General features: G+C 53.6%; 17 protein-coding genes. 7 read left to right on the top strand and 10 right to left on the bottom strand.

Annotation, left to right across the window (positions count from 1 at the left end):
- Positions 1-3 precede the first annotated feature (3 nt).
- Positions 4-2,337 (bottom strand): 4Fe-4S binding protein, encoded by a 2,334-nt coding sequence (locus JDW22_RS05580; RefSeq protein WP_407929580.1) that lies wholly within the window; start codon positions 2,335-2,337, stop codon positions 4-6.
- A 338-nt stretch (positions 2,338-2,675) separates the two neighbouring features.
- Between JDW22_RS05580 and JDW22_RS05585 the strand changes: the two genes are divergently transcribed.
- Positions 2,676-3,554, top strand: coding sequence for a YoaK family protein (locus JDW22_RS05585; RefSeq protein ID WP_200522233.1), 879 nt, complete (start codon positions 2,676-2,678; stop codon positions 3,552-3,554).
- A 365-nt stretch (positions 3,555-3,919) separates the two neighbouring features.
- Here the strand turns inward: JDW22_RS05585 and ppsA are convergent, their stop codons facing one another.
- The 7 genes from ppsA to adhP all read right to left on the bottom strand — a co-directional run bounded on the left by ppsA (position 3,920) and on the right by adhP (position 12,379).
- Positions 3,920-6,316: a phosphoenolpyruvate synthase gene (ppsA, locus tag JDW22_RS05590; protein WP_003798967.1), complete on the bottom strand. Its 2,397-nt coding sequence runs from the start codon at positions 6,314-6,316 to the stop codon at positions 3,920-3,922.
- A 419-nt stretch (positions 6,317-6,735) separates the two neighbouring features.
- Positions 6,736-7,089, bottom strand: a complete 354-nt coding sequence (locus JDW22_RS05595) for a hypothetical protein (protein WP_040559180.1) — start codon at positions 7,087-7,089, stop codon at positions 6,736-6,738.
- Positions 7,090-7,200: 111 nt separating this feature from the next.
- Positions 7,201-9,606 carry a DNA topoisomerase (ATP-hydrolyzing) subunit B gene (gene gyrB, locus JDW22_RS05600; RefSeq protein WP_200522235.1) on the bottom strand — a complete coding sequence of 802 codons (2,406 nt, stop codon included), beginning with the start codon at positions 9,604-9,606 and terminating at the stop codon, positions 7,201-7,203.
- A 48-nt stretch (positions 9,607-9,654) separates the two neighbouring features.
- The gene (locus JDW22_RS05605; protein ID WP_200522237.1) at positions 9,655-10,038 is read right to left on the bottom strand and encodes an MAPEG family protein; all 384 of its coding nucleotides are present in this window, start codon (positions 10,036-10,038) and stop codon (positions 9,655-9,657) included.
- Positions 10,039-10,172: 134 nt separating this feature from the next.
- Entirely contained in the window at positions 10,173-10,685 is a 513-nt protein-coding gene (coaD, locus tag JDW22_RS05610) for a pantetheine-phosphate adenylyltransferase (RefSeq protein ID WP_003798960.1), read from the bottom strand.
- 1 nt (position 10,686) lies between these two features.
- Entirely contained in the window at positions 10,687-11,199 is a 513-nt protein-coding gene (locus tag JDW22_RS05615; protein ID WP_200522729.1) for a DUF1543 domain-containing protein, read from the bottom strand.
- 118 nt (positions 11,200-11,317) lie between these two features.
- On the bottom strand, positions 11,318-12,379 hold the full coding sequence (gene adhP, locus JDW22_RS05620) for an alcohol dehydrogenase AdhP (RefSeq protein WP_289004088.1): 1,062 nt from the start codon (positions 12,377-12,379) through the stop codon (positions 11,318-11,320).
- A gap of 300 nt (positions 12,380-12,679) precedes the next feature.
- Between adhP and JDW22_RS05625 the strand changes: the two genes are divergently transcribed.
- The 5 genes from JDW22_RS05625 to prmC all read left to right on the top strand — a co-directional run bounded on the left by JDW22_RS05625 (position 12,680) and on the right by prmC (position 16,304).
- Positions 12,680-13,087, top strand: coding sequence for a gamma-butyrobetaine hydroxylase-like domain-containing protein (locus tag JDW22_RS05625; RefSeq protein WP_200522241.1), 408 nt, complete (start codon positions 12,680-12,682; stop codon positions 13,085-13,087).
- A 105-nt stretch (positions 13,088-13,192) separates the two neighbouring features.
- Positions 13,193-13,855 (top strand): rhomboid family intramembrane serine protease, encoded by a 663-nt coding sequence (locus tag JDW22_RS05630; protein WP_200522243.1) that lies wholly within the window; start codon positions 13,193-13,195, stop codon positions 13,853-13,855.
- A 2-nt stretch (positions 13,856-13,857) separates the two neighbouring features.
- The gene (locus JDW22_RS05635; RefSeq protein WP_200522245.1) at positions 13,858-14,451 is read left to right on the top strand and encodes a hypothetical protein; all 594 of its coding nucleotides are present in this window, start codon (positions 13,858-13,860) and stop codon (positions 14,449-14,451) included.
- A gap of 94 nt (positions 14,452-14,545) precedes the next feature.
- Positions 14,546-15,283: a bifunctional demethylmenaquinone methyltransferase/2-methoxy-6-polyprenyl-1,4-benzoquinol methylase UbiE gene (ubiE, locus tag JDW22_RS05640; RefSeq protein WP_200522247.1), complete on the top strand. Its 738-nt coding sequence runs from the start codon at positions 14,546-14,548 to the stop codon at positions 15,281-15,283.
- A 193-nt stretch (positions 15,284-15,476) separates the two neighbouring features.
- Complete coding sequence (prmC, locus tag JDW22_RS05645) at positions 15,477-16,304, top strand: peptide chain release factor N(5)-glutamine methyltransferase (protein ID WP_200522249.1); 828 nt, start codon at positions 15,477-15,479, stop codon at positions 16,302-16,304.
- Here the strand turns inward: prmC and JDW22_RS05650 are convergent.
- Together JDW22_RS05650 and JDW22_RS05655 are read right to left on the bottom strand one after the other, a co-directional pair.
- The gene (locus tag JDW22_RS05650) at positions 16,266-16,454 is read right to left on the bottom strand and encodes a hypothetical protein (protein ID WP_200522251.1); all 189 of its coding nucleotides are present in this window, start codon (positions 16,452-16,454) and stop codon (positions 16,266-16,268) included. The genes prmC and JDW22_RS05650 overlap by 39 nt on opposite strands.
- A gap of 157 nt (positions 16,455-16,611) precedes the next feature.
- Positions 16,612-18,858, bottom strand: a complete 2,247-nt coding sequence (locus tag JDW22_RS05655) for a nitric-oxide reductase large subunit (protein WP_200522253.1) — start codon at positions 18,856-18,858, stop codon at positions 16,612-16,614.
- A 378-nt stretch (positions 18,859-19,236) separates the two neighbouring features.
- Between JDW22_RS05655 and nirK the strand changes: the two genes are divergently transcribed.
- Positions 19,237-20,766: a copper-containing nitrite reductase gene (nirK, locus tag JDW22_RS05660; protein ID WP_003798935.1), complete on the top strand. Its 1,530-nt coding sequence runs from the start codon at positions 19,237-19,239 to the stop codon at positions 20,764-20,766.
- Positions 20,767-20,889 lie beyond the last annotated feature (123 nt).

Genomic DNA, 20,889 nt, shown 5'->3' on the forward strand with positions numbered 1-20,889 from the left:
AACCTAATCCGCTTTTTTCGGATTCTTCACAAATTGCACAACCTGCTCTTGCGGCTCGCTTGGGGCTTGCTGTGCTGCCAATTCCGCTTTGGCCGCGGCTTGTTTGGCTTTTTTCTTGTTGGTCGCCACCACTTGCGGGCAACGTGTTTGGTGGTTATACATCACTTGGCAATGCAAGCATTGGATACACTCGTTCGGGTTGATGTCGCCTTCGGGCGCAATCGCCTGCACGGGGCATTCGTGATTGCAAATCTGGCAAGGATTGCCGCACATCGAATAACGGCGCAACCAGTTAAAAATTTGCAATTTGGCGGGAATCGCCATCGCCGCGCCCAGCGGGCAAAGATAGCGGCAGAAAAAGCGTTCGATAAACAGACTGGCAACCACCAACGCCACGGCAAAAATCACGAAATACCACTCGCGCACAAAATGCAAAATGATGGCGGTTTTAAAAGGCTCCACTTCGGCAAATTTTTCAGCAGTGCCCAATTCGTATAACGATATGCCAAAAAGCACCATAAAGATAACATATTTTAACGCAGTTAGGCGGGTATGGATGCCGAACGGGACTAAATATTGTTTTACTCCAAACTTTTTCGCAATCGCGCAGGCGATTTCTTGCAACGCGCCAAACGGGCAGAGCCAGCCGCAAAACGCGCCGCGCCCCCAAAGCAGCATGCCGATGGCGGTGGCACTCCATAGTGTGAAGATAAAGGGATCCATTAAGAAATAATCCCAGCTAAATCCTGTGATTAAGGATGATGTGAACGTCATCACGTTTACAACAGATAGCTGCGCGTGCAAATACCAGCCCACATACACCAGCGTTACCGTCAAATACGCCAAACGGAAACGATTGAAGAATTTTTCGTGTCTGACCAGCGTGTCTTGGAAAAAGAACACCGCGCTCAAAATCAGCAGCATTACGGCGATGGCGGCAACGTGGAAGCGTTTTTCCCACCACAGGCGTTTCCAAATCATGCGCTGCGGATTGTCTTCCGCGCCGGCATCGGCGGTGGCGATGTCGCCCGCAGGCGCGCTTGCGTTGGCAACGACGGCGTTGCCCGCAGGCGCAGAGGCAGCCTGAACAGGCGCAGGCGTATCAATCACCACAGGCTCGCCGTTGGGGTCGTCCACGGTGAACGCTTTGGGCAGCAAGTAGTTCAAATCAACGGTTACAAACGCTTTGTTTTGCACGCTGATTTCGCGTTGCACCACCAGTTGCAAATGCCACGGCTCGGCTGCGTCCAGTTTTTCGTTTTCGGGAATCACAAACAGCGACACTTCTTTAAACTCGGGCGCGCCTGCGGCTTCCAGTTTCAGCAAGCGAGTGTGTTGCGCGTCGGTAAAGCGGAAGCCGTTATCGTTTTGCACCAGCTCAATGCGGTCAAAAATACCGCCGCGCACATAACCCGAGCCTTTCCATGAATACACGCCCTCGCCCGCCACGATAATCGCGGCTTGGTCGGGTTTCAGGCTGCCTTTGAGCCGCTCGTAGCCTTGTTCGCCCAACAGGCTTTTGCCGATGGAGGGCTGCGACACCACGGCGGTGTATAAATTGATAAACGTGTCTTCGGGATTGCCCGGTTCCGGTTTTTCGGCGGCGGCGGGGTTGTTTTGCTCCAACATTTTGTTGGCTTCGCCGATGCTGATGTGCAACTTGGCAACCGCGCCTTGGTCTAACAGTTGCTGCCACGACAACACGTCTTGCTTATCCATATTGGGCAAACGGTGCGGACGGGTTTGCACGGCGGTGTTGGCTGCGGCTGCGGTTTTGCCGCCCTGTTTGGCCAATTCGGCGGTGATAATCCGCGCAGAACGCACGATGCTGTCGCCAATCACCACCACGGTAACGGTTGCGCCTGTTACGATGGGCGAGGGCGTTGCGCCCGCTTGCGGCGGGTTTTTGGTGGGATTCATGCCGATGTAGCCGTCGATGAAAGTGTCCACTTTGGAGCGCGGGATGCCAATCAGCAAAATCGGCTCGTGGTGTTCCAGCATTTTCGCGCCCTTGATGGTGCCTTCGTTATCCAGCGCCACAATGGTGTCAATCGGTTTGCTGGAATAGCCGCGCGTGCTGACCACGTCTGTTGTGATGTACACCACGCCCACTTCTTTGTCGCCTTCATACACTTTTGCCATCATCGGCTTGCCTTCGGGCGCGCCAAAACGTGTGGCATTGGGGAAAACATCGGCAGGTTTGACTTTGTTGATTAAATCGGGCAAACGCTCGGCTTGCGCGGGCGCGGCCAAAATCAGCAGCGTACACGCGGCGAGCAGAAAGAATATGATTTTCTGATAGAAATGGTGTGCGATTGAGACCATTGGGCGAGACATATTGGTTTGTCCTATTTTGGTGGTTTGTTGTGTTTAGAAACATCCACATTTTAGAAGCCTTTACTGCCTTTTCGTTTGACATAAATCAAGTGAACAAATCTTTATAAACGTTATGAATTTGTGTGGTTATGTTAAGAATAGGTAAAACGGTTAAACTTGTTTAGTTCTTTTTGTTTACGGGTTTAAAGGCAGCCTGAAAACGGATTGAGCCGTGCCATGCTTGCCATAAGCGCGCGCCATTTTCAGGCTGCCTTACGGTGCGCAAGCAATCAACGCGCCCTAGAAAAAGCGCATAAACTTGTTATACTTGCACGCTTTTTAACGCCCCCTATTCCACCATGCCGCACTCCAAACGCGCCCAACGGCGCATCATCAATCACCATCCCTTTTGGCAAGCCGATAAGCCTTATCTGCACGACCACACCATCACCGACGCGCGTTTTCGCCGTTTGGGCTACATGATGGCGTTTTCGGCGGGCGCGATTAACGCGGGCGGCTTTTTTGCGGTGGCAAGCTACACTTCGCACGTTTCGGGCTTGCTTTCGCGCGTGGCAGACAGCATGGTGTTGTTTGAATGGCATACGGCGTTGGCGGCGCTGATGGGCGCGGTGTGTTTTTTGTGCGGCAGCATCACGGCAAATCTGACCATTCTTTGGGGCAAACGCCATCGCTTTCGCAGCTGCTATGGCTTGCCGTTGTGGATTGAGGCGATTTTGCTGCTGCTGTTTGCGGTGTTTGGCTTTGCGCTATCCAGCGTGGGCGCGGTGATGTTGCCGCCCACGTTTTTGCTGCTTTGCTACATTATGGGGATTCATAATTCGGTGATGAGCGTGTTGTCGGGCAGTCTGATTCGAGCGACGCACATGACGGGTTCAACCACAGATTTGGGCATTGAAATTGCCAAGGCGTTGTATTACAGCAAAAAAAGCCACCCGAAGCTGCCCGATGTGAAGGTGAACCGCCCCAAGATGTATCTGCTGATGGGGATGATTAGCTGCTTTATCATAGGCGGCGTGGTTGGCGCTTACGGCTATCGCAAGGTGGGCTATTATTTTACTTTGCCTGTGGCGCTGCTGCTGTTTCTGCTGGGCGCGGGGTCGGTGGGCTATGATGTGAAGATTCGGACGAAATTGTGGCTGATTCGGAAGATTAGGCAGCGGGAACAGCAGCGACGGCTGGCGGAACGGCAAAAGGCGGAAAGCCAAACGAAGGATTGAGCATGGGCTGAGGCAGCCTGCGTAGCGCAGCGGAGTTGCGAAGCCAAAATGGGTTTAAGCATTGTGCTTTGTGAGAACTGGTTTTCAGGCTGCCCTTTGTAGCATAAAGCGTTTTCAGGCTGCCTCAGGCTTAACACGATTGAGACAGTCTGAAAACCAAAATGAAACAACAACGGTTTGTCGCCAAGCCGCTTGTTCAATAAGGCTTTACAGGCTGGCGAAATATCGGCGAGCCATCAACACTCTATAACAAACATAGTTTTCAGGCTGCCTCTGCTTATCCGCATCAAGGCAGCCTGAAAAAAACCAAAAAAGGGCAGATACACAATCTGCCCTTGCTTACGGCTGTTTACCATTTCAGCCCATTATTTCTTCGGCTGGCATTCCCGCGCCAAATACAACCATGTTTCCACCACGGTATCAGGGTTCAGCGACAAGGTTTCAATGCCCTCGTCCACCAGCCACTTAGCAAAGTCGGGATGGTCGGATGGGCCTTGCCCGCAGATGCCGATGTATTTGTTCAAGCGCAAGCAAGTGGAAATAGCAAGGTGCAGCATCACTTTTACCGCGGCGTTGCGCTCGTCAAACGTGCTGGCAATCGGCCCACCGCTGTCGCGGTCCACACCCAAGGTGAGCTGGGTCATGTCGTTTGAGCCGATGGAGAAGCCGTCAAAGTATTCAAGGAATTGCTCGGCAAGCAGCGCGTTGCTGGGCACTTCGCACATCATAATCAAGCGCAAGCCGTTTTTGCCGCGTTCCAAGCCGTTTTCTTTGAGCACTTCCAACACCGCTTCCGCTTCGGCAAGCGTGCGCACAAAGGGAATCATCACTTCCACATTGGTCAGCCCCATCACATCGCGCACATATTTCACCGCGCGGCATTCCAGCGCAAAGCAAGGTTTGAAGTCGTCCGACACATAACGCGCCGCACCACGGAAGCCCAGCATGGGGTTTTCTTCGTGTGGCTCATATTGCGCGCCGCCGAGCAAGCCTGCGTATTCGTTGGATTTGAAATCAGACATCCGCACGATGACTTTTTTCGGATAAGCCGATGCCGCCAGCGTGGCGATGCCTTCGGCGAGTTTGTCCACATAAAAATCAACGGGCGATGCGTAGCCTGCAATGCGGTCGGTGATTTCAGCTTGCAATTCAGGCGTTTGTTTATCAAATTGCAACAGCGCGTGTGGGTGGATGCCGATTTGGCGGTTAATCACAAACTCCATCCGCGCCAAACCAATGCCCTCGCTAGGCAAGTTGGCAAACGAGAATGCCATTTCGGGGTTGCCCACGTTCATCATAATTTTGGCGGGCGATTTGGGCATTTGGTCCAGCGAAACTTCATCCACTTCCACTTCCAGTAAGCCCGCGTAAATATAGCCTGTGTCGCCTTCGGCGCAAGACACGGTTACTTCCGCGCCATCGGTTAAACGGCTGGTGGCATCGCCGCAACCCACCACCGCAGGAATGCCCAGTTCACGCGCAATAATCGCCGCGTGACAAGTGCGCCCGCCGCGGTTGGTAACAATAGCAGCGGCGCGTTTCATCACAGGTTCCCAATCGGGGTCGGTCATGTCGGTAACCAAAATATCGCCTGCTTGCACTTTGTCCATCTCGCTCACGCTTTTCACCACGCGCACCACGCCTTTGCCCACTTTTTGCCCAATCGCGCGACCTTCCACCAACACATTGCGCTCGCCTTTGATGGAGTAACGGCGCAACACATTGCCAGCGGCTTTTTCTTGCGATTTCACGGTTTCGGGGCGAGCTTGCAAGATATAGAGCTTGCCATCCACGCCATCGCGACCCCATTCAATATCCATCGCTCTGCCGTAGTGTTCTTCAATGGTGAGCGCGTATTGGGCGAGTTCGGCGATTTCTTCAGGGCTGAGCGAGAAGCGTTTGCGGTCGGCTTCGGGCACATCTACCGTTTGCACCGACTTGCCCGCCTGCACGCTGTCGGTAAACACCATTTTGATGAGTTTTGAACCCAAGGTTTTGCGCAAAATGGCGGGTTTGCCTTTTTTGAGCGTGGGTTTGTGCACATAAAATTCATCGGGGTTCACCGCGCCTTGCACCACGGTTTCGCCCAAGCCGTAAGATGAAGTGATGAACACCACATCTTCAAAGCCGCTTTCGGTGTCAATGGAGAACATCACGCCTGATGCGCCTGTGTCGGAGCGTACCATGCGTTGCACGCCAGCCGAAAGCGCAACGGCATCGTGGTCAAAGCCTTTGTGCACGCGATAAGAGATGGCGCGGTCGTTGTAAAGCGATGCAAACACATGGTGCATCGCTTCTTTTACATTATCCAAACCATTGATGTTTAGGAAAGTTTCTTGTTGCCCCGCAAACGACGCATCGGGCAAATCTTCGGCGGTGGCCGATGAGCGCACGGCAACGGAAATTTGGTCGCTGCCCGCATCGGCAACCATTTTTGCCCACGCCGCTTCCACTTCGGCATTCAATTGCTCAGGGAAAGGCGTGTCCAAAATCCACTGCCGAATTTGCGCGCCCACGCGTGCCAACTCGGTTACATCATCCACGTTCAACGCGGCAAGTGCGGCGGAAATGCGTTCGTGCAGCCCATCGTGTGCTAAAAAGGCGCGGTAGGCTTCGGCGGTGGTAGCAAAGCCGCCCGGCACACGCACGCCTTTTTCGGCAAGTTGCGAAATCATTTCGCCCAATGATGCGTTTTTGCCGCCCACGCGTTCCACATCGGTCATGCGTAGGTTTTCAAGCCAGATAACGTAGTTTTCAGCCATTTTTCAGAGTCCTTTCCGAGACTGGGTTAGTGGAAAAAATTGAAGCGAACGTTAATTCGCGTAAACATAATAGCACACATCAATTTGAATTTTGTGGCGCGGCGGTGATTTTGGTGGAAATTTTTGTAATCGCTTGTAATTAACGCAGATTGTTTTTGTTTAACAGATAAGGCAGCCTGAAAATTGCTTTTATTGGGCAATTTTTTCTAATTCTGGTTTTCAGGCTGCCTATTTTTGATATTTTATGGGATAAAGTTGCGCGAATTGAGGTAAATCAAACAAAGTGGATTTTGTTTTTGCGGGCAAGAAATTTTGGATTGGGTGGTGATAATGGTGATTTTGATTACACACAGTTACAAATGATTGCAAACGCAAAGGCAGCCTGAAAACGAAAAATACGTTTTCAGGCTGCCTTAATTTTAAATCATGTAAAACATATACAATATCATCCACATCACCACCACCGCCCAAGCCAAATCCAGCACCACTGCCAATATAAATAGCCAAACCTTGGTGGCTACTTTTGTTTTATGTACCAGCATCATCAGCACCGCGATGATGTGCCATAAAATCATCGCGCCCGTAAACATAAACAGTTGGTTCCCCGTCCCAAACAGCGTTCCATTAAGCATAACGGGCGGCACAATAGCCACGAGAAACCACCAAATGCCAGCGGGGATGCCCCATTTAATCAGCGATGGCAAAGGCTGATATTCTGGCTCGGTGGTGGTTTCATCGGCTTCGGCGGTTGTTTTATCTGGCTCGTCTGTCATATTCATTCCTTTTTTGGGTTGTTTAAGGCAGCCTGAAAACGAGTAAAGCGAGTTTCAGCGAAGCTAAACCAAAAAAACCATTTTCAGGCTGCCTATTACTACAAAAACCGCCTACGCATCAATATTCTGCGCCACCAGCGCATTCGCTTCAATAAATGCTCTGCGCGGCTCAACCTCGTCGCCCATCAGTGTAACAAACGTTTCATCGGCGGCAATCGCGTCTTCAATGCGCACTTTCAGCAAGCGGCGCACTTCGGGGTTCATGGTGGTTTCCCAAAGCTGCTCGGGGTTCATCTCGCCCAAGCCTTTGTAGCGTTGCATGGTTAAGCCTTTTTGCGCGGTGGCAAGCAGACTGTCTAGCGCGGCTTCAAAGCTGGCAACGTGTTGCGCTTCGGCATCGCCTTTGTGCAAGGCTGCGCCTTCACTGCCGATTAAGCCGCGTTGCTGTTCAGCGGTTTTCAGCAGCACTTGATAGGCTTTGCTGTCCACAAATTTCTGGTCTAAATACGACACCATCACATTGCCATGCAGCTGGCGCGTGATTTTGATGAAATGCCCGCCGTCTTGCCCTGCGATGTGTTCCAACGCGATTTCTGGGTTTTTCAGGCTGCCTAAAAGGGCGGCAATGGCGTGTTGCGCGGCTGGTTCGCTGGATAAATCAATCGGTTCAATGTCTATCAGTGCGCGCAGCACAGCGGCATCAATCACGCGGCTTTCTTCGGCAATGGTGTTGCGCGCGCGCAAGAATTGCTTGGCGAGTTTGGTTAATTCCGCGCCTTCCAGCGTGCGGCTGCCTGCCACGATTTTGGCGTTGTCCACCGCCAACCCAAGCAAAAATTCGTCTTTTTCCATTTCGTCTTTCAGATAACGCTCTTGCTTACCGTGTTTGGCTTTATACAGCGGCGGCTGGGCGATATACACATAGCCGCGCTCAATCAATTCGGGCATTTGGCGATAGAAGAAAGTGAGCAGCAACGTGCGAATGTGTGCGCCGTCCACGTCGGCATCGGTCATGATGATGATGCGGTGGTAGCGCAATTTTTCTAGGTTAAATTCTTCTTTGCCGATGCTGGTGCCCAGCGCAGTAATCAGCGTGGCGACTTCTTGGCTGGCGAGCATACGCTCAAAGCGGGCGCGTTCCACGTTCAAAATCTTGCCTTTGAGCGGCAAAATGGCTTGGAATTTGCGGTCGCGTCCTTGCTTGGCTGAACCGCCTGCCGAATCGCCCTCCACCAAATAAAGCTCGGACAGCGCGGGATCTTTTTCTTGGCAATCGGCGAGTTTACCCGGTAAGCCCAAGCCGTCCATCACGCCTTTGCGGCGCGTGAGTTCGCGGGCTTTGCGAGCGGCTTCGCGGGCGCGGGCGGCTTCCACAATCTTGCCGCAGATGATTTTGGCATCGTTCGGGTTTTCTTCTAAGAAGTTTTTCAACGCTTCGCCCAACACTTCGTTTACCACGGGCGAAATTTCACTGGAAACCAGTTTGTCTTTGGTTTGCGATGAGAATTTGGGGTCGGGCAGTTTCACGGATAACACGCAGGTCAAACCTTCGCGCATATCGTCGCCCGAGGTATCCACTTTGGCTTTTTTGGCGATGTCGTTATCGGCGATGTATTGGTTGATGGTGCGCGTCATGGCTTGGCGCAGCGCGGTCAGGTGCGTGCCGCCGTCGCGTTGCGGGATGTTGTTGGTGAAGCATTGCACGGATTCTTGGTAGCTTTCGTTCCATTGCATCGCGCATTCCACCGTCATGCCGTCTTTTTCGCCCAGCGCGTAGAAAATCTTGCTGTGCAAGGGTTTTTTGCTGCCGGTGATGTATTGCACAAAGCCTTGCACGCCGCCTGATTCGGCGAAGTCTTCGTGTTTGCCGTCTCGTTTGTCAAACAGCTCGATGCGCACGCCGTTGTTCAAAAACGAGAGTTCGCGGATACGCTTGGCGAGCGTTTCAAATTTGTATTCCACCGTGCCAAAGGTGTCTTCGCTGGCGAGAAATTGCACGCGCGTGCCGTGGCGATTTTCAGGCTGCGCTGCGCCGATGACTTTGAGCGGTTCTACGGTTTCGCCGCGCTTGAATTCGACAAAATGCTCTTTGCCTTCGCGCCAAATAGTGAGTTTGAGCCAATCAGACAGCGCGTTGACTACGCTCACGCCCACACCGTGCAGGCCGCCTGAGACTTTGTAGCTGTTGTTATCAAATTTTCCGCCTGCGTGAAGGATGGTCATGATGACTTCGGCGGCGGAACGACCTTCTTTGGGGTGTATGCCGGTGGGAATGCCACGCCCGTTGTCTTCGATGGTGATGGATTCGTCGGCATTGATGGCAACGGTGATGCGGTCGCAATAGCCAGCAAGGGCTTCGTCGATGGCGTTATCCAGCACTTCAAACACCATGTGGTGCAAGCCTGAGCCGTCTTGGGTGTCGCCGATGTACATACCTGGGCGTTTGCGGACGGCTTCTAAGCCTTCTAGGACTTGGATACTGGCTGCGCCGTATTCTTGATTGGTTGGTTGGGTCATGGTTTTGGTCTTTTTAAAATGGATAGAATGGGGTTTCAGGCTGCCTAATCAAAAGGCGGCGATAAACAGCGCAATCACGCAAATCATGCCCACGCCCCAAATGGCGGAACGCGCGGTGGCTTTGTCTTGCGCGTATGCCCAAATATAGGCAACGCGGGAGAGCAGAAACAGGGTTGCCCAAAAGTTGATTGTGCCTTGCGCGGCTTCGCCTGTGGCGTGGGCGATGATGATGGCGGCGGCGTAAAGCGGCAGCATTTCGTAGCCGTTTTGTTGCGCGGCGTTGAGTCGTGCGGCTTTGCCTGTGGCGCGGGCGAGGATTTCGCGCGGGTTGTGGTTTTCGGCGGCGTGCATATTGGCGGCTTTTTTGGCAGCGGCGGCGCAGAATAGATTGAACAAGGCGAAAAGCAGAATGCTGAAATAGGCGAACGTCATGGGATTTCCTTGTTTGCCCTTTCAGGCTGCCTGAAAGGGGCGGGGCGCGTTGGCGTAAACGCGCGATTATACCATAGCCTTGCGGGATACATTTTCAGGCTGCCTTACACTGTTTACATAAGGCAGCCTGAAAATCATTTATCGGCGTTGTCGGCAAGGATTTTGTGGTACACGCTGGGCGGAACGTAGCGTTTTACAATCTCGCGCCAGCCTTTTGGCCCGACTAACCCTTTAACCATAGTGGACGAAATCTCGGCAATTTCGCGCGGCGGCATCAGAAACACGGTTTTGATGGCTGGCTGCAAATCAGCGTTGATGTGGCGCATGGCGCGCTCGTATTCATAATCGCCAGCGGAGCGGATGCCGCGCACGATAAACGCCGCGCCGACGTCGTGGGCGTAGTTCACCAAAAATTGATATTCATACGATGCCACGCGCACGTTAGGATAGGGCTTTGCCATGTCTTGCAAAAAGGCGATGCGCTCGGCAACGGTGTAGCTGCTTTTTTTATCAGGGTTGATGCCGATGGCAACAATCAGCTCGTCAAAAAGCTGTTGGGCTTCGGCTATCATCCATAGGTGCCCGTTGGTGGGCGGGTCGAAACTGCCTGCGTACACGGCGCGGCGAAGGGTGGATTGGGTATTCATATCAAATGGGTTGGTAGCCTTGAAAGCCGATGGGGGCGGGTTTGCCTTGCGGGTTGGGCGTGAGCGTGATGTGCCAATCGGGCAAGCGTTCGTTGAGCAGCAACACGTTGTCCACGTCTTTCAGGTTGTCTTTATGCTGCGCGTGGTGATGGGGAAGCAGGGCGGCAAGGGCTTTTTGTTTGGCTTCGGCAGCGGTTTCGGCAACAAACAAGCCGAACTCGTGCGCTTCGGGCAAGGCTTCGGGGCAATAACCGCCCACGTTCACAAAATAGAGTTTCAGGCTGCCTGAAACGGAGGTGGCGGCTTTGGGGGCGACTTGGATATCGTAGCCGTCTGCCCAGTTAATGACTTGCCAGCCGTCGATGTGGATTTTGTCGGCATCGCCAAACCACGCGGCTTTGAGCGCGGGGATGGCTTCTTGCCATGTGTCGCAAACGGCAAACTGCACATCGTGGACTTCGATGTTGGATTGCCCTGCGCTGCCGCCGAGATAAAAAAGATGGAGTTGAGGCATGGTGGTTTCCTTGTGGAACGAGCCGCGCATAATAAAGGCAGCCTGAAAAACGGTAAATACCATTTTCAGGCTGCCTCTCTTTTTCAGGCTGCCTATCTATGTTTACAAGGCGAGCAAATTAGTGCCCACCGCCGCCGCAAGCACCGCAGCAGCCGGAACCGCCTTGTTTCATGTCAATCACCATACGGCCTGTAATCTTGCCGTGGTGCATTTCGTCAAAGATGGCAGGCGCTTCATCCAGCGTGCGCAGTTGCACTTTGGGCACAACCAAGCCTTCCGCGCCGAATTGGAACGCTTCTTCCAAGTCTTTGCGCGTGCCCACCAGCGAACCGACCACTTCAATGCCGTCCAACACCACGCGCGGGATAGACAAATCCATGCTTTCAGGCGGCAAGCCAATCGCCACCACGCGGCCGCCCGCGCGAACGCAGTCCACAGCCGAGTTAAACGCCGCTTTGGATACAGCGGTTACCACCGCCGCGTGTGCGCCGCCATTGGTGTGTTTTTTGATGAATTCGGCCGCGTCTTCTTTGTTGGGGTTCACCACCAAATCCGCGCCGCTTTCTTTGGCAAACGCCAATTTTTCATCGTTCACATCCACCGCAATCACGTGCGCGCCGAATACTTTCTTCGCATATTGCACGCCCAAGTTGCCCAAGCCACCTGCGCCGTAAACCGCAATCCATTGACCGGGGCGGACGCCGGCCACTTTAATGCCTTTGTATGTGGTAACGCCCGCGCAAGTGATGCTGGATGCTTGGGCAGGGTCTAAGCCCTCGGGTACTTTCACGGCGTAATCGGCATCCACAATGCAATGCGTCGCCATGCCGCCGTCGGCAGTGTAGCCTGCGTTCAACACGCTGCGGCACAAAGTTTCGCGCCCTGTGTTGCAGTATTCGCACGAGCCGCAGCTTTGGAACAACCACGCAATGCTCACGCGGTCGCCCACTTTCAACGCTTTCACGCCATCGGCAACTTCTTTCACAATGCCGATGCCTTCGTGTCCCAACACCACGCCCGTTTTATCGCCATAATCGCCTGCGGCAACGTGCAAATCGGTGTGGCACACGCCACAATATTCCACTTCAACCAATGCTTCGTTGTAACGCAAAGGGCGGATTTCTTTTTCTGTTACTTCCACGCCGTGTTTTGCATTGGGGTTCACTACTGCTGCTTTCATTTTAGCCATGATTTTTCTCCGTATTTGGAAATGGTTTAACAATGGGTTTTTGAAAATGGCGCAAACCGCGCGCCAACGTGAACTGCGGCATCAGTATGCGCTTTTGTTTTAAGAAATGTCAAGATTTGTAATGTAAAAAATCCTTTGTAATCAAATGGATATATATGTTATAGTGTAACTGGTTGCACTCGTAGCTTGGCTACACGTTTTCAGGCTGCATCGTACCCTAGCGATTAAGCAGCCTGAAAAACTTTCTGTTAAAATTCGCTTCCTTAACACCACATCAAAACGGAACGCGCCATGCAAGTGCCACAAGAAATCCGCATCAACAAAACACGCGACACGCTCACCCTTGTTTACCCCAACCACGCACACGTCCTGCCTGCCGAATTTTTGCGCGTGTATTCCCCCAGCGCGGAAGTGCGCGGGCACGGCGTTGGGCAGGAAACGCTGCAAACGGGCAAACGCGGCGTGTTGATTACCGATTTGGAAGCCGTGGGCAACTACGCGCTCAAAATCACCTTTTCCGACGGACACGACAGCGGCTTATACGACTGGGCATATTTGCACAACCTCGGCAGCCAGCAAGCAGAATTATGGCAGCAATATCTTGCCCTGCTCGCCATGGAAGGCGCATCGCGCGACCCCGATTTAACCGCGCCCGCGCCGACCAAAGCCCATAGCTGCGGCGGCTGTTCGCATCATTAACCCCATTTCAGGCTGCCTTTGCGCGCCTCCGCTTTGAATATATTTATGGCAGCCTGAAACGCCATTGCCCTGTTTCAGGCTGCCCTTTGCCACCGCCCCACACACATGACAAACCTATACACCCTTATCCCCGCCCTGCTCATTATCGGCACTTGCCTGTTCAGCTACCTCGGCTTCACCAACCGCGTGATTTTTGACCGCTATCAATTCCAAGTGGGGCAAGTGCGCTACAACAAGCAATACTACCGCCTGATTACATCGGGCTTTTTGCATGCCGATTGGGGGCATTTGTTTTTTAATATGTTCACGCTGTATTTTTTCGCCCGCCCCATCATGTTTTACTATGGCGTGTTTGTATTTGTGTGGCTATACGTCGGCTCAATCGTTGCCGGCAACGCCTTTTCGCTGTGGCTGTATAAAAACCGCCCTAGCTATACCGCCATTGGCGCATCGGGCGGCGTGTCGGGCGTGTTGTTTGCCGCCATCGCGCTGGCGCCCACGCAAACCATCGGCGTGTATTTCATCCCCGTAACTGCTTGGATTTTCGCCACTTTATACTTCGCCTACTCCGTTGCCATGCTGCTCAAACCCCGCCCGTGGGACAACATCGGGCACGCCGCGCATCTGGGCGGCGCAGCATTGGGCATGGTGTTGGTTGCCACGCTCTCGCTGCCCATTTTTATGCACAACATTGTTTACATCGCCATCATGAGCCTGCCGCTGCTCTATTTGGCATACGAATTACTGATTAACAAGAAAGCCCGCTAATAATGAACCCTACCCGCCTTGCCACCCTAATCGCTTGCAGCGCCGCGCTTTGCGCCTGCGACAAAATCGCCGAAAAACTCCACCCCGCCTCCGAGCCTGCCGCCAGCCAAGCATCCGCACCCGCCGCTTCTGCGCCCAAAGCCGTGAACGTGCGCGAGGCCTTTATCAGCGCGTGTTTGAGCACTGCATCGCAGCAAGCCCCCGCCGACGATGCCACCATGCAATACTGCGGCTGCGTGTACGACGAGGGCGCGAAAGCCTATGGTGACAAAGCCCAATGGGACAGCGCGCTCGCCATTGATAAACCCGAAAATATGCCCGAAAAACTGCAAAAAACCGTTGCCAGCGTATCGGATAGCTGTTCACAAAAATTCTTTGGCGTGAGCGCGGCTTCGGCAGCTTCCGCCGCCATTGCATCCTCGCCCGCCAAAGCGGCATCGCCCGCCGCGGCATCGCAACCTGCCGCCGCCAGCACGCCCGCCCATGCCGCCGGCGCATCCGCCGTTGCCGCATCCGATGCCAGCGCGCCTGCCGCCGCAACAGGCAAACATTCGGGCGGCGGCAAACGCCGCGGGCATCATCGCCGTCGCCGCTGATTGATTGAGGCAGCCTGAAATCGTTTTTGCTGCGGTAGACCGTTTTCAGGCTGCCTTTTATACCGCGTTACCCTTATCCCCAGAAAGCCCCATCATGACCGACCAAAAAACCCATTTCGGCTATCAAACCGTAAACGAAAGCGAAAAAGCGGGCAAAGTTGCCCAAGTGTTCCATTCTGTTGCCCAAAACTACGACATCATGAACGATGTGATGTCGGGCGGTTTGCACCGCGTGTGGAAACATTTCACCATCAACACCGCGCGCGTGCCCAAAAGCGGCAAAGTGTTGGACATCGCAGGCGGAACGGGCGATTTGTCGCGCGGCTGGGCAAAACGCGTGGGCAAAGATGGCGAAGTGTGGCTCACCGACATCAATTCTTCCATGCTCACCGTGGGGCGCGACCGCCTGCTCAACGAAGGCACGATTTTGCCCGTTGCCGTGTGCGATGCCGAAAAACTGCCCTTCCCCGATAATTATTTTGACCTTGTTTCCGTGTCGTTTGGCTTGCGCAATATGACGCACAAAGACATTGCCCTTGCCGAAATGTATCGCGTGTTAAAGCCCGGCGGCACGCTGTTGGTGCTGGAATTTTCCAAAGTGTATGAGCCGCTGAAACCTGCTTACGATTTTTATTCGTTCAAATTTTTGCCGCTGATGGGCAAATACATCGCCAAAGATGCTGATAGTTATCAATACCTTGCCGAAAGCATCCGTATGCACCCCGACCAAGAAACGCTGAAACAGATGATGATGGACGCAGGCTTTGACCGCGTGGACTACCACAATTTGAGCGCGGGGATTGTGGCGCTGCACAAAGGCGTGAAATATTGATTGAAACACACAGGCAGCCTGAAACGGGAAAACCGGTTTTCAGGCTGCCTGAGTTCATTCCGTTTCAACTTATGCGCGAACCGCCCTCTCCCATACCCTTGTTAAAGGCAGCCTGAAAACGTATCCGCAGGCTGTTGCCACGTTAAAAACCATCCACCCCCGCAGCCCTTTTTTCAGGCTGCCCAACCCCGCCATGCCCACCATCGCCCAAATCCTGCAAACCGCTCCCATCCCGCGCAACGAAACCCGCCTGCTGCTGCAACACATCACAGGCTACACCGCCAGCCAGCTCATCACGCGCGACCGCGAGCCGCTGCCCGAAGCCCAAGCCGACCAATTGCACCGCCTTATCGCACGGCGCAGCGCGGGCGAACCGATTGCCTACCTCATCGGCACGCGCGAATTTTACGGGCGCGCCTTCGCCGTTTCCCCCGCCGTGCTCATCCCGCGCCCCGAAACCGAACACCTGCTAGAAGCCGCGCTGCAACGGCTGCCTGAAAACGGCGTGTTGTGGGATTTGGGCACCGGCAGCGGCATCATCGCCGTCAGCGCAAAATGCGAACGCCCCGATGCCCGCGTGTTTGCCAGCGACATCAGCGCCGAAGCCCTGGCCGTCGCGCAACAAAACGCCGCCGCGTGGTGCGCCCCCGTTTCATTCGCACAAGGCGCCTGGTTTGCCGCCAACCAAGTTTTCAGGCTGCCGCAACACAGCGTGCACGTTATCGCCTCCAACCCGCCCTACATCGAAGCCGACGACCCGCACCTGCAACAAGGCGATTTGCGCTACGAGCCGCCCGCCGCGCTCACCGACTTTGCCGACGGCTTGGCGCACATCCGCCACATCGCCCAACACGCGCCCGCCTATCTGCGCCGCCACGGCTGGCTGCTGCTGGAACACGGCTACAACCAAGGGCAAGCCGCGCGCGATATTTTGGCGCGATTTGGTTTCTGCCAAATTGAAACGCAGCAGGATTGGGCGGGGCTAGACCGCGTAACGCTCGGGCGGGTTGAGGCAGCCTGAAAACCGATTTGCCCAGCCCGTTTCAGGCTGCCTCTGCATGGTAGCAACACACTGCAATCCAGTCGGCAACCTAATAGCGCGGCGACTCGCCGACATCGCGGTAACAATCCGCACAACACCCCGCTTAGCGGCAAGCCACAGCCGCGCCATCACTGAAATCTTTACCCCAAAGGCAGCCTGAAAACCCCTTTACCCGTTTTCAGGCTGCCTCTGCATCGCACCACCACACCCGCGCATTCAATCCACACAAAAAAGGCAGCCTGAAAACGCATTCAACTACGTTTTCAGGCTGCCTCATTCAAGCTATTTACGCCGCTTTATCACGACTAATCGACATTTTAATCACTTGCCATGCAAACAAGCACGCGCCGCCGATGAAGGTGAAATCCGCAATCGTGCGAATCCAGCGGAACAGCACCAAGTAATCCTGCTGCATGAACGCTTCGCTGCGCGCATACCACAAACCTTGGCTAATCGACGCATAGCCTTGAATAATGCCAATCGGCAACAAGCTAGACACAATCATCAACGCCAAGCCGCCGTTAAGCAGCCAGAAGCCGATGGTCATGTATTTGGCGTTGTAGGTGTAGTTTGGCTTGATGTAACAGCCCACCAGCAACACAAAGCCTAGAGCCAAGAAGCCATACACGCCGAACAATGCGCCGTGCGCGTGCACCGCAGTGGTATTCAAGCCTTGCAAGAAGAACAAGGTAATCGGCGGGTTAATCAAGAAGCCGAACACGCCCGCGCCCAGCATATTCCAGAACGCAACGGCGGTGAAGCACATCAAAGGCCAGCGCAAACGTTGCATCCAAGGCGCAGCGTGTTGGTGAGACCAATGCTCATACGCCTCATGGCCGAGCAGCACCAAAGGCACCACTTCCAAAGCAGAGAACGAAGCACCCGTTGCCATAACAGGCGTGGTAGTCCCCGTGAAATACAAGTGGTGGAACGTACCGGGCACGCCGCCGACCAAGAACAAGCTGCCGGCCACCAAAGAAGCGGCGGTTGCCGATTTGTAGCTCACCAAGCCCAAGTTGTAGAACACAAACGCCAAAGCGGCTGTGGCGAACACTTCAAAGAAGCCTTCCACCCACAAATGCACCACCCACCAACGCCAGTATTCCATAACAGGCACAGGGCTGTGCTCGCCGTAGAACAAGCCGGGCGCATAGAACGCACCCACGCCCACAATCGAAGCCACGAAAATCGCCAGCAGGTTTTTGTCGCCGCCTTGTTTGAACGCAGACACGGTGCAGCGCAGCATCAAGAACAGCCACAACAGGAAGCCCACTGTGAGCAACACTTGCCAGAAGCGGCCCAAATCCAAGTATTCATAGCCTTGGTGGCCAAACCAGAAATTGGTTGAGCCAGACATTTTGTTCAATACGAGCGAAACAAAATTGCCGGCATAAGAACCCGCCACCACGATAAACAAGGCAACGTATAACAAGTTCACGCCCAAGGCTTGGAATTTAGGGTCTTTGCCGCCGTTGATAATCGGCGCAACAAACAAACCCGCAGTCAAGAAGCCCGTTGCAATCCAGAACAGCGCAGATTGCAAGTGCCAAGTACGCGCTAGCGAGTAAGGCAAAATTTTAGACATTTCAATGCCGTAGAATGTTTGACCTTCCACGGTGTAGTGCGCCACCAAGCCGCCGAGCAAAATTTGCACGATGAACAAAATCACCGTAAGCGCAGCATATTTCCACAACGCTTTTTGCGATGGAGTCAAAGTAATTTTGGCTAATGGATCGGAAGCGGGGGCTTTGGGCGTATCGTCGTGCGAACGCAAGAAATGATAGCCCCACACCAAAAAGCCAATACCCGCCAACAAGAACACAAACGAGGCAAACGACCACATATAGTTTTCGGTGGTCGGCACGTTGTTGATTAAAGGCTCGTGCGGCCAGTTGTTGGTGTAAGTCGCTTCGGTGTTCGGGCGGTTGGTGGAAGCGGTCCACGCCGTCCAAAAGAAGAAGTTAGTCAGTTTTTGACGCGCTTCGGCATCGGGCAGGGTGTTGGTGCGCATCGCAAAGTGTTCGCGCGACTTGTTCAACGATGGCTCATCGCCATACAAACCGATGTAGTAAGGCGCAACGCTTTCAATCGCTTTGATGCGCGTATCCGACAGCTTCACGCTGCCGTCTTCCTGCACGCCGCTGTTAAAGCGGTATTCTTGAATCATTTTGGCGCGCACGGTTTCTTGTTGCACTTTATCCAGCTCGGCGTATTTTTTGCCGAAATCAGCCTGCGCGGTTAAATCCAACCATGCTTCCAATTCGCGGTGTAACCAATCGGCCGTCCAGTCGGGGGCTTGGTATGCACCGTGCCCCAACACCGAACCCAGCTCCATGCCGCCTGTGCTTTGCCATGCGGATTGACCTTTGAAAATATCGTCTTTGGTAAGCAAAACTTTGCCATCCGCCGAAACGAATTTTTCAGGAAACGGAGGCGACTGGCGATAAACTTCAACGCCAAGATACCCCAGCAGAGTGAACGTTACGGCTAACACGCCAATGAGCATGTACCATAACTTTTTATATTGTCCCATTTTGTGCTCCTTAAAAAAGTTAAATTGGACGTGGTTAAAAATTCATTATTATTGAATGTTAAAAATTGTAACACGAATAGCGCCAAAATAAGTAGCGATTTTTTCAGGCTGCCCTTATCGCGCCAAATTGAGATAGTTTCTTATCTTTCAAAGTGTTTACTTTAAACAACGCGCCATTCTCAAACCGTTCGCTTTTTTTGATTTACCGCAAATATTTTTAATAGAAAATTCAGCAAATATGAACTTTTTTATTTTTGTTGATTTATGTCAAGATGCGTTAATCCGCCTTAACTAATAATGCTTTCTAACAACAAGGCACCGCCAAAATAAGTAGGCAGCCTGGAAATAATTTTAAACCCGTGTTAAGGACACAACACCATGAAACGTCAAACTCTTGCGATGCTCATCGCTTCTGCTTTCGCTCTTTCCGCTTGCGCGCCACAGCCTGCGCCTGAGGACAAACCCGCTGCCGGCAGCGCGCCTGTTGCAGCAACTTCTGCTCCCGCCGCCGCTTCTGCGCCCGCTGCGTCTGCCGGTGCCGAAGCCGAAGTGCCTGCCAGCGAATTGCCTGTTATCGACGCTGTTTTAACCAAAGCACCCGAAGTTCCCCCTGCTATCGACCGCGACCACGCGGCTCGCGTGAAAGTGAACATCGAAGTGCAAGAAAAAGTAATGAAAATGGCAGACGGCGTGGACTACAAATATTGGACGTTCAACGGCGATGTGCCCGGTTCGTTTATCCGCGTGCGCGAAGGTGACCAAGTGGAAGTGCATTTCTCCAACCGCTCTGATTCCACTGTGCCGCACAATATTGACTTCCACGCTGCAACCGGCCCGGGCGGCGGCGCGGCGGCTTCGTTCACTGCCCCTGGTCATACCAGCGTATTCAGCTTTAAAGCATTGCAACCTGGTTTGTATGTTTACCACTGCGCGACTGCGCCTGTGGGCATGCACATCGCCAACGGTATGTATGGCTTGATTTTGGTTGAACCCAAAGAAGGCTTGCCCAAAGTGGACAAAGAGTTCTATGTGATGCAAGGCGATTTCTACACCAAAGGCGAATACGGCGCACAAGGCTTGCAACCGTTTGACATGAAAAAAGCGATTGATGAAGACGCGGATTACGTTGTATTCAACGGACACGTTGGCGCGATTGCAGGCGATAACGCGCTCAAAGCCAAAGTGGGCGAAAAAGTGCGCTTGTTTGTGGGCAATGGCGGGCCCAACCTCGTTTCTTCTTTCCACGTGATTGGCGAAATTTTTGACCGCGTGGTGGTGGAAGCTGGCACGGTAGAAAACCACAACGTTCAAACCACGCTTGTTCCCGCAGGCGGCGCGGCGATTGTGGAAATGAAACTGGATGTACCCGGCAGCTACACTGTGGTTGACCACTCCCTCTTCCGCGCGTTCAACAAAGGCGCGTTGGGTCAATTGGTTGCCGAAGGGGCGGAAAACAAAGACATCTTCTCAGGCAAAACGCAAGACTTAGTGTACCAAGGCGAGGGCGGCACCATCCAAACCGCGCCGCTCACCGCCAGCGAAGCCTCACAAGTTGCCGCAGGCGCACCCAAAGCCGCATCCAAAGAAGAGCGCATTAAAGCAGGCGAAAGCGTGTATCAATCCACCTGCTCGGCTTGCCACGGCGCAGAAGGCAAAGGCGTTGAAGGCGCGTTCCCTCCGTTGGCAGGCTCTGATTACCTGAATGCCGACCCCAAACGCGGCATCCACGCCGTTGTGAAAGGTTTGAGCGGCGAAATCACGGTAAACGGCAAAAAATTCAACAGCGTGATGCCCGCGCAAGCCTTGGATGACGAGAAAATCGCCAACGTGCTGACTTATGTGTTGAACAGCTTCGGCAACAAAGGCGGCGAAGTAAAACCCGAAGACGTTGCCGCCGCGCGTAAATAAAGCGTAGTTTTGTGAGAGATTGGCTGCCTGATGTGTGTATCACGATTCAGGCAGCTTTTTTAACGAAGGACGTTTGAGGCAGCCTGAAAATTGCGTAAAATCCACTTTCAGGATGCCTTATCA

The organism is Kingella bonacorsii (genome assembly GCF_016623605.1).
Lineage (GTDB): Bacteria > Pseudomonadota > Gammaproteobacteria > Burkholderiales > Neisseriaceae > Kingella_B > Kingella_B oralis.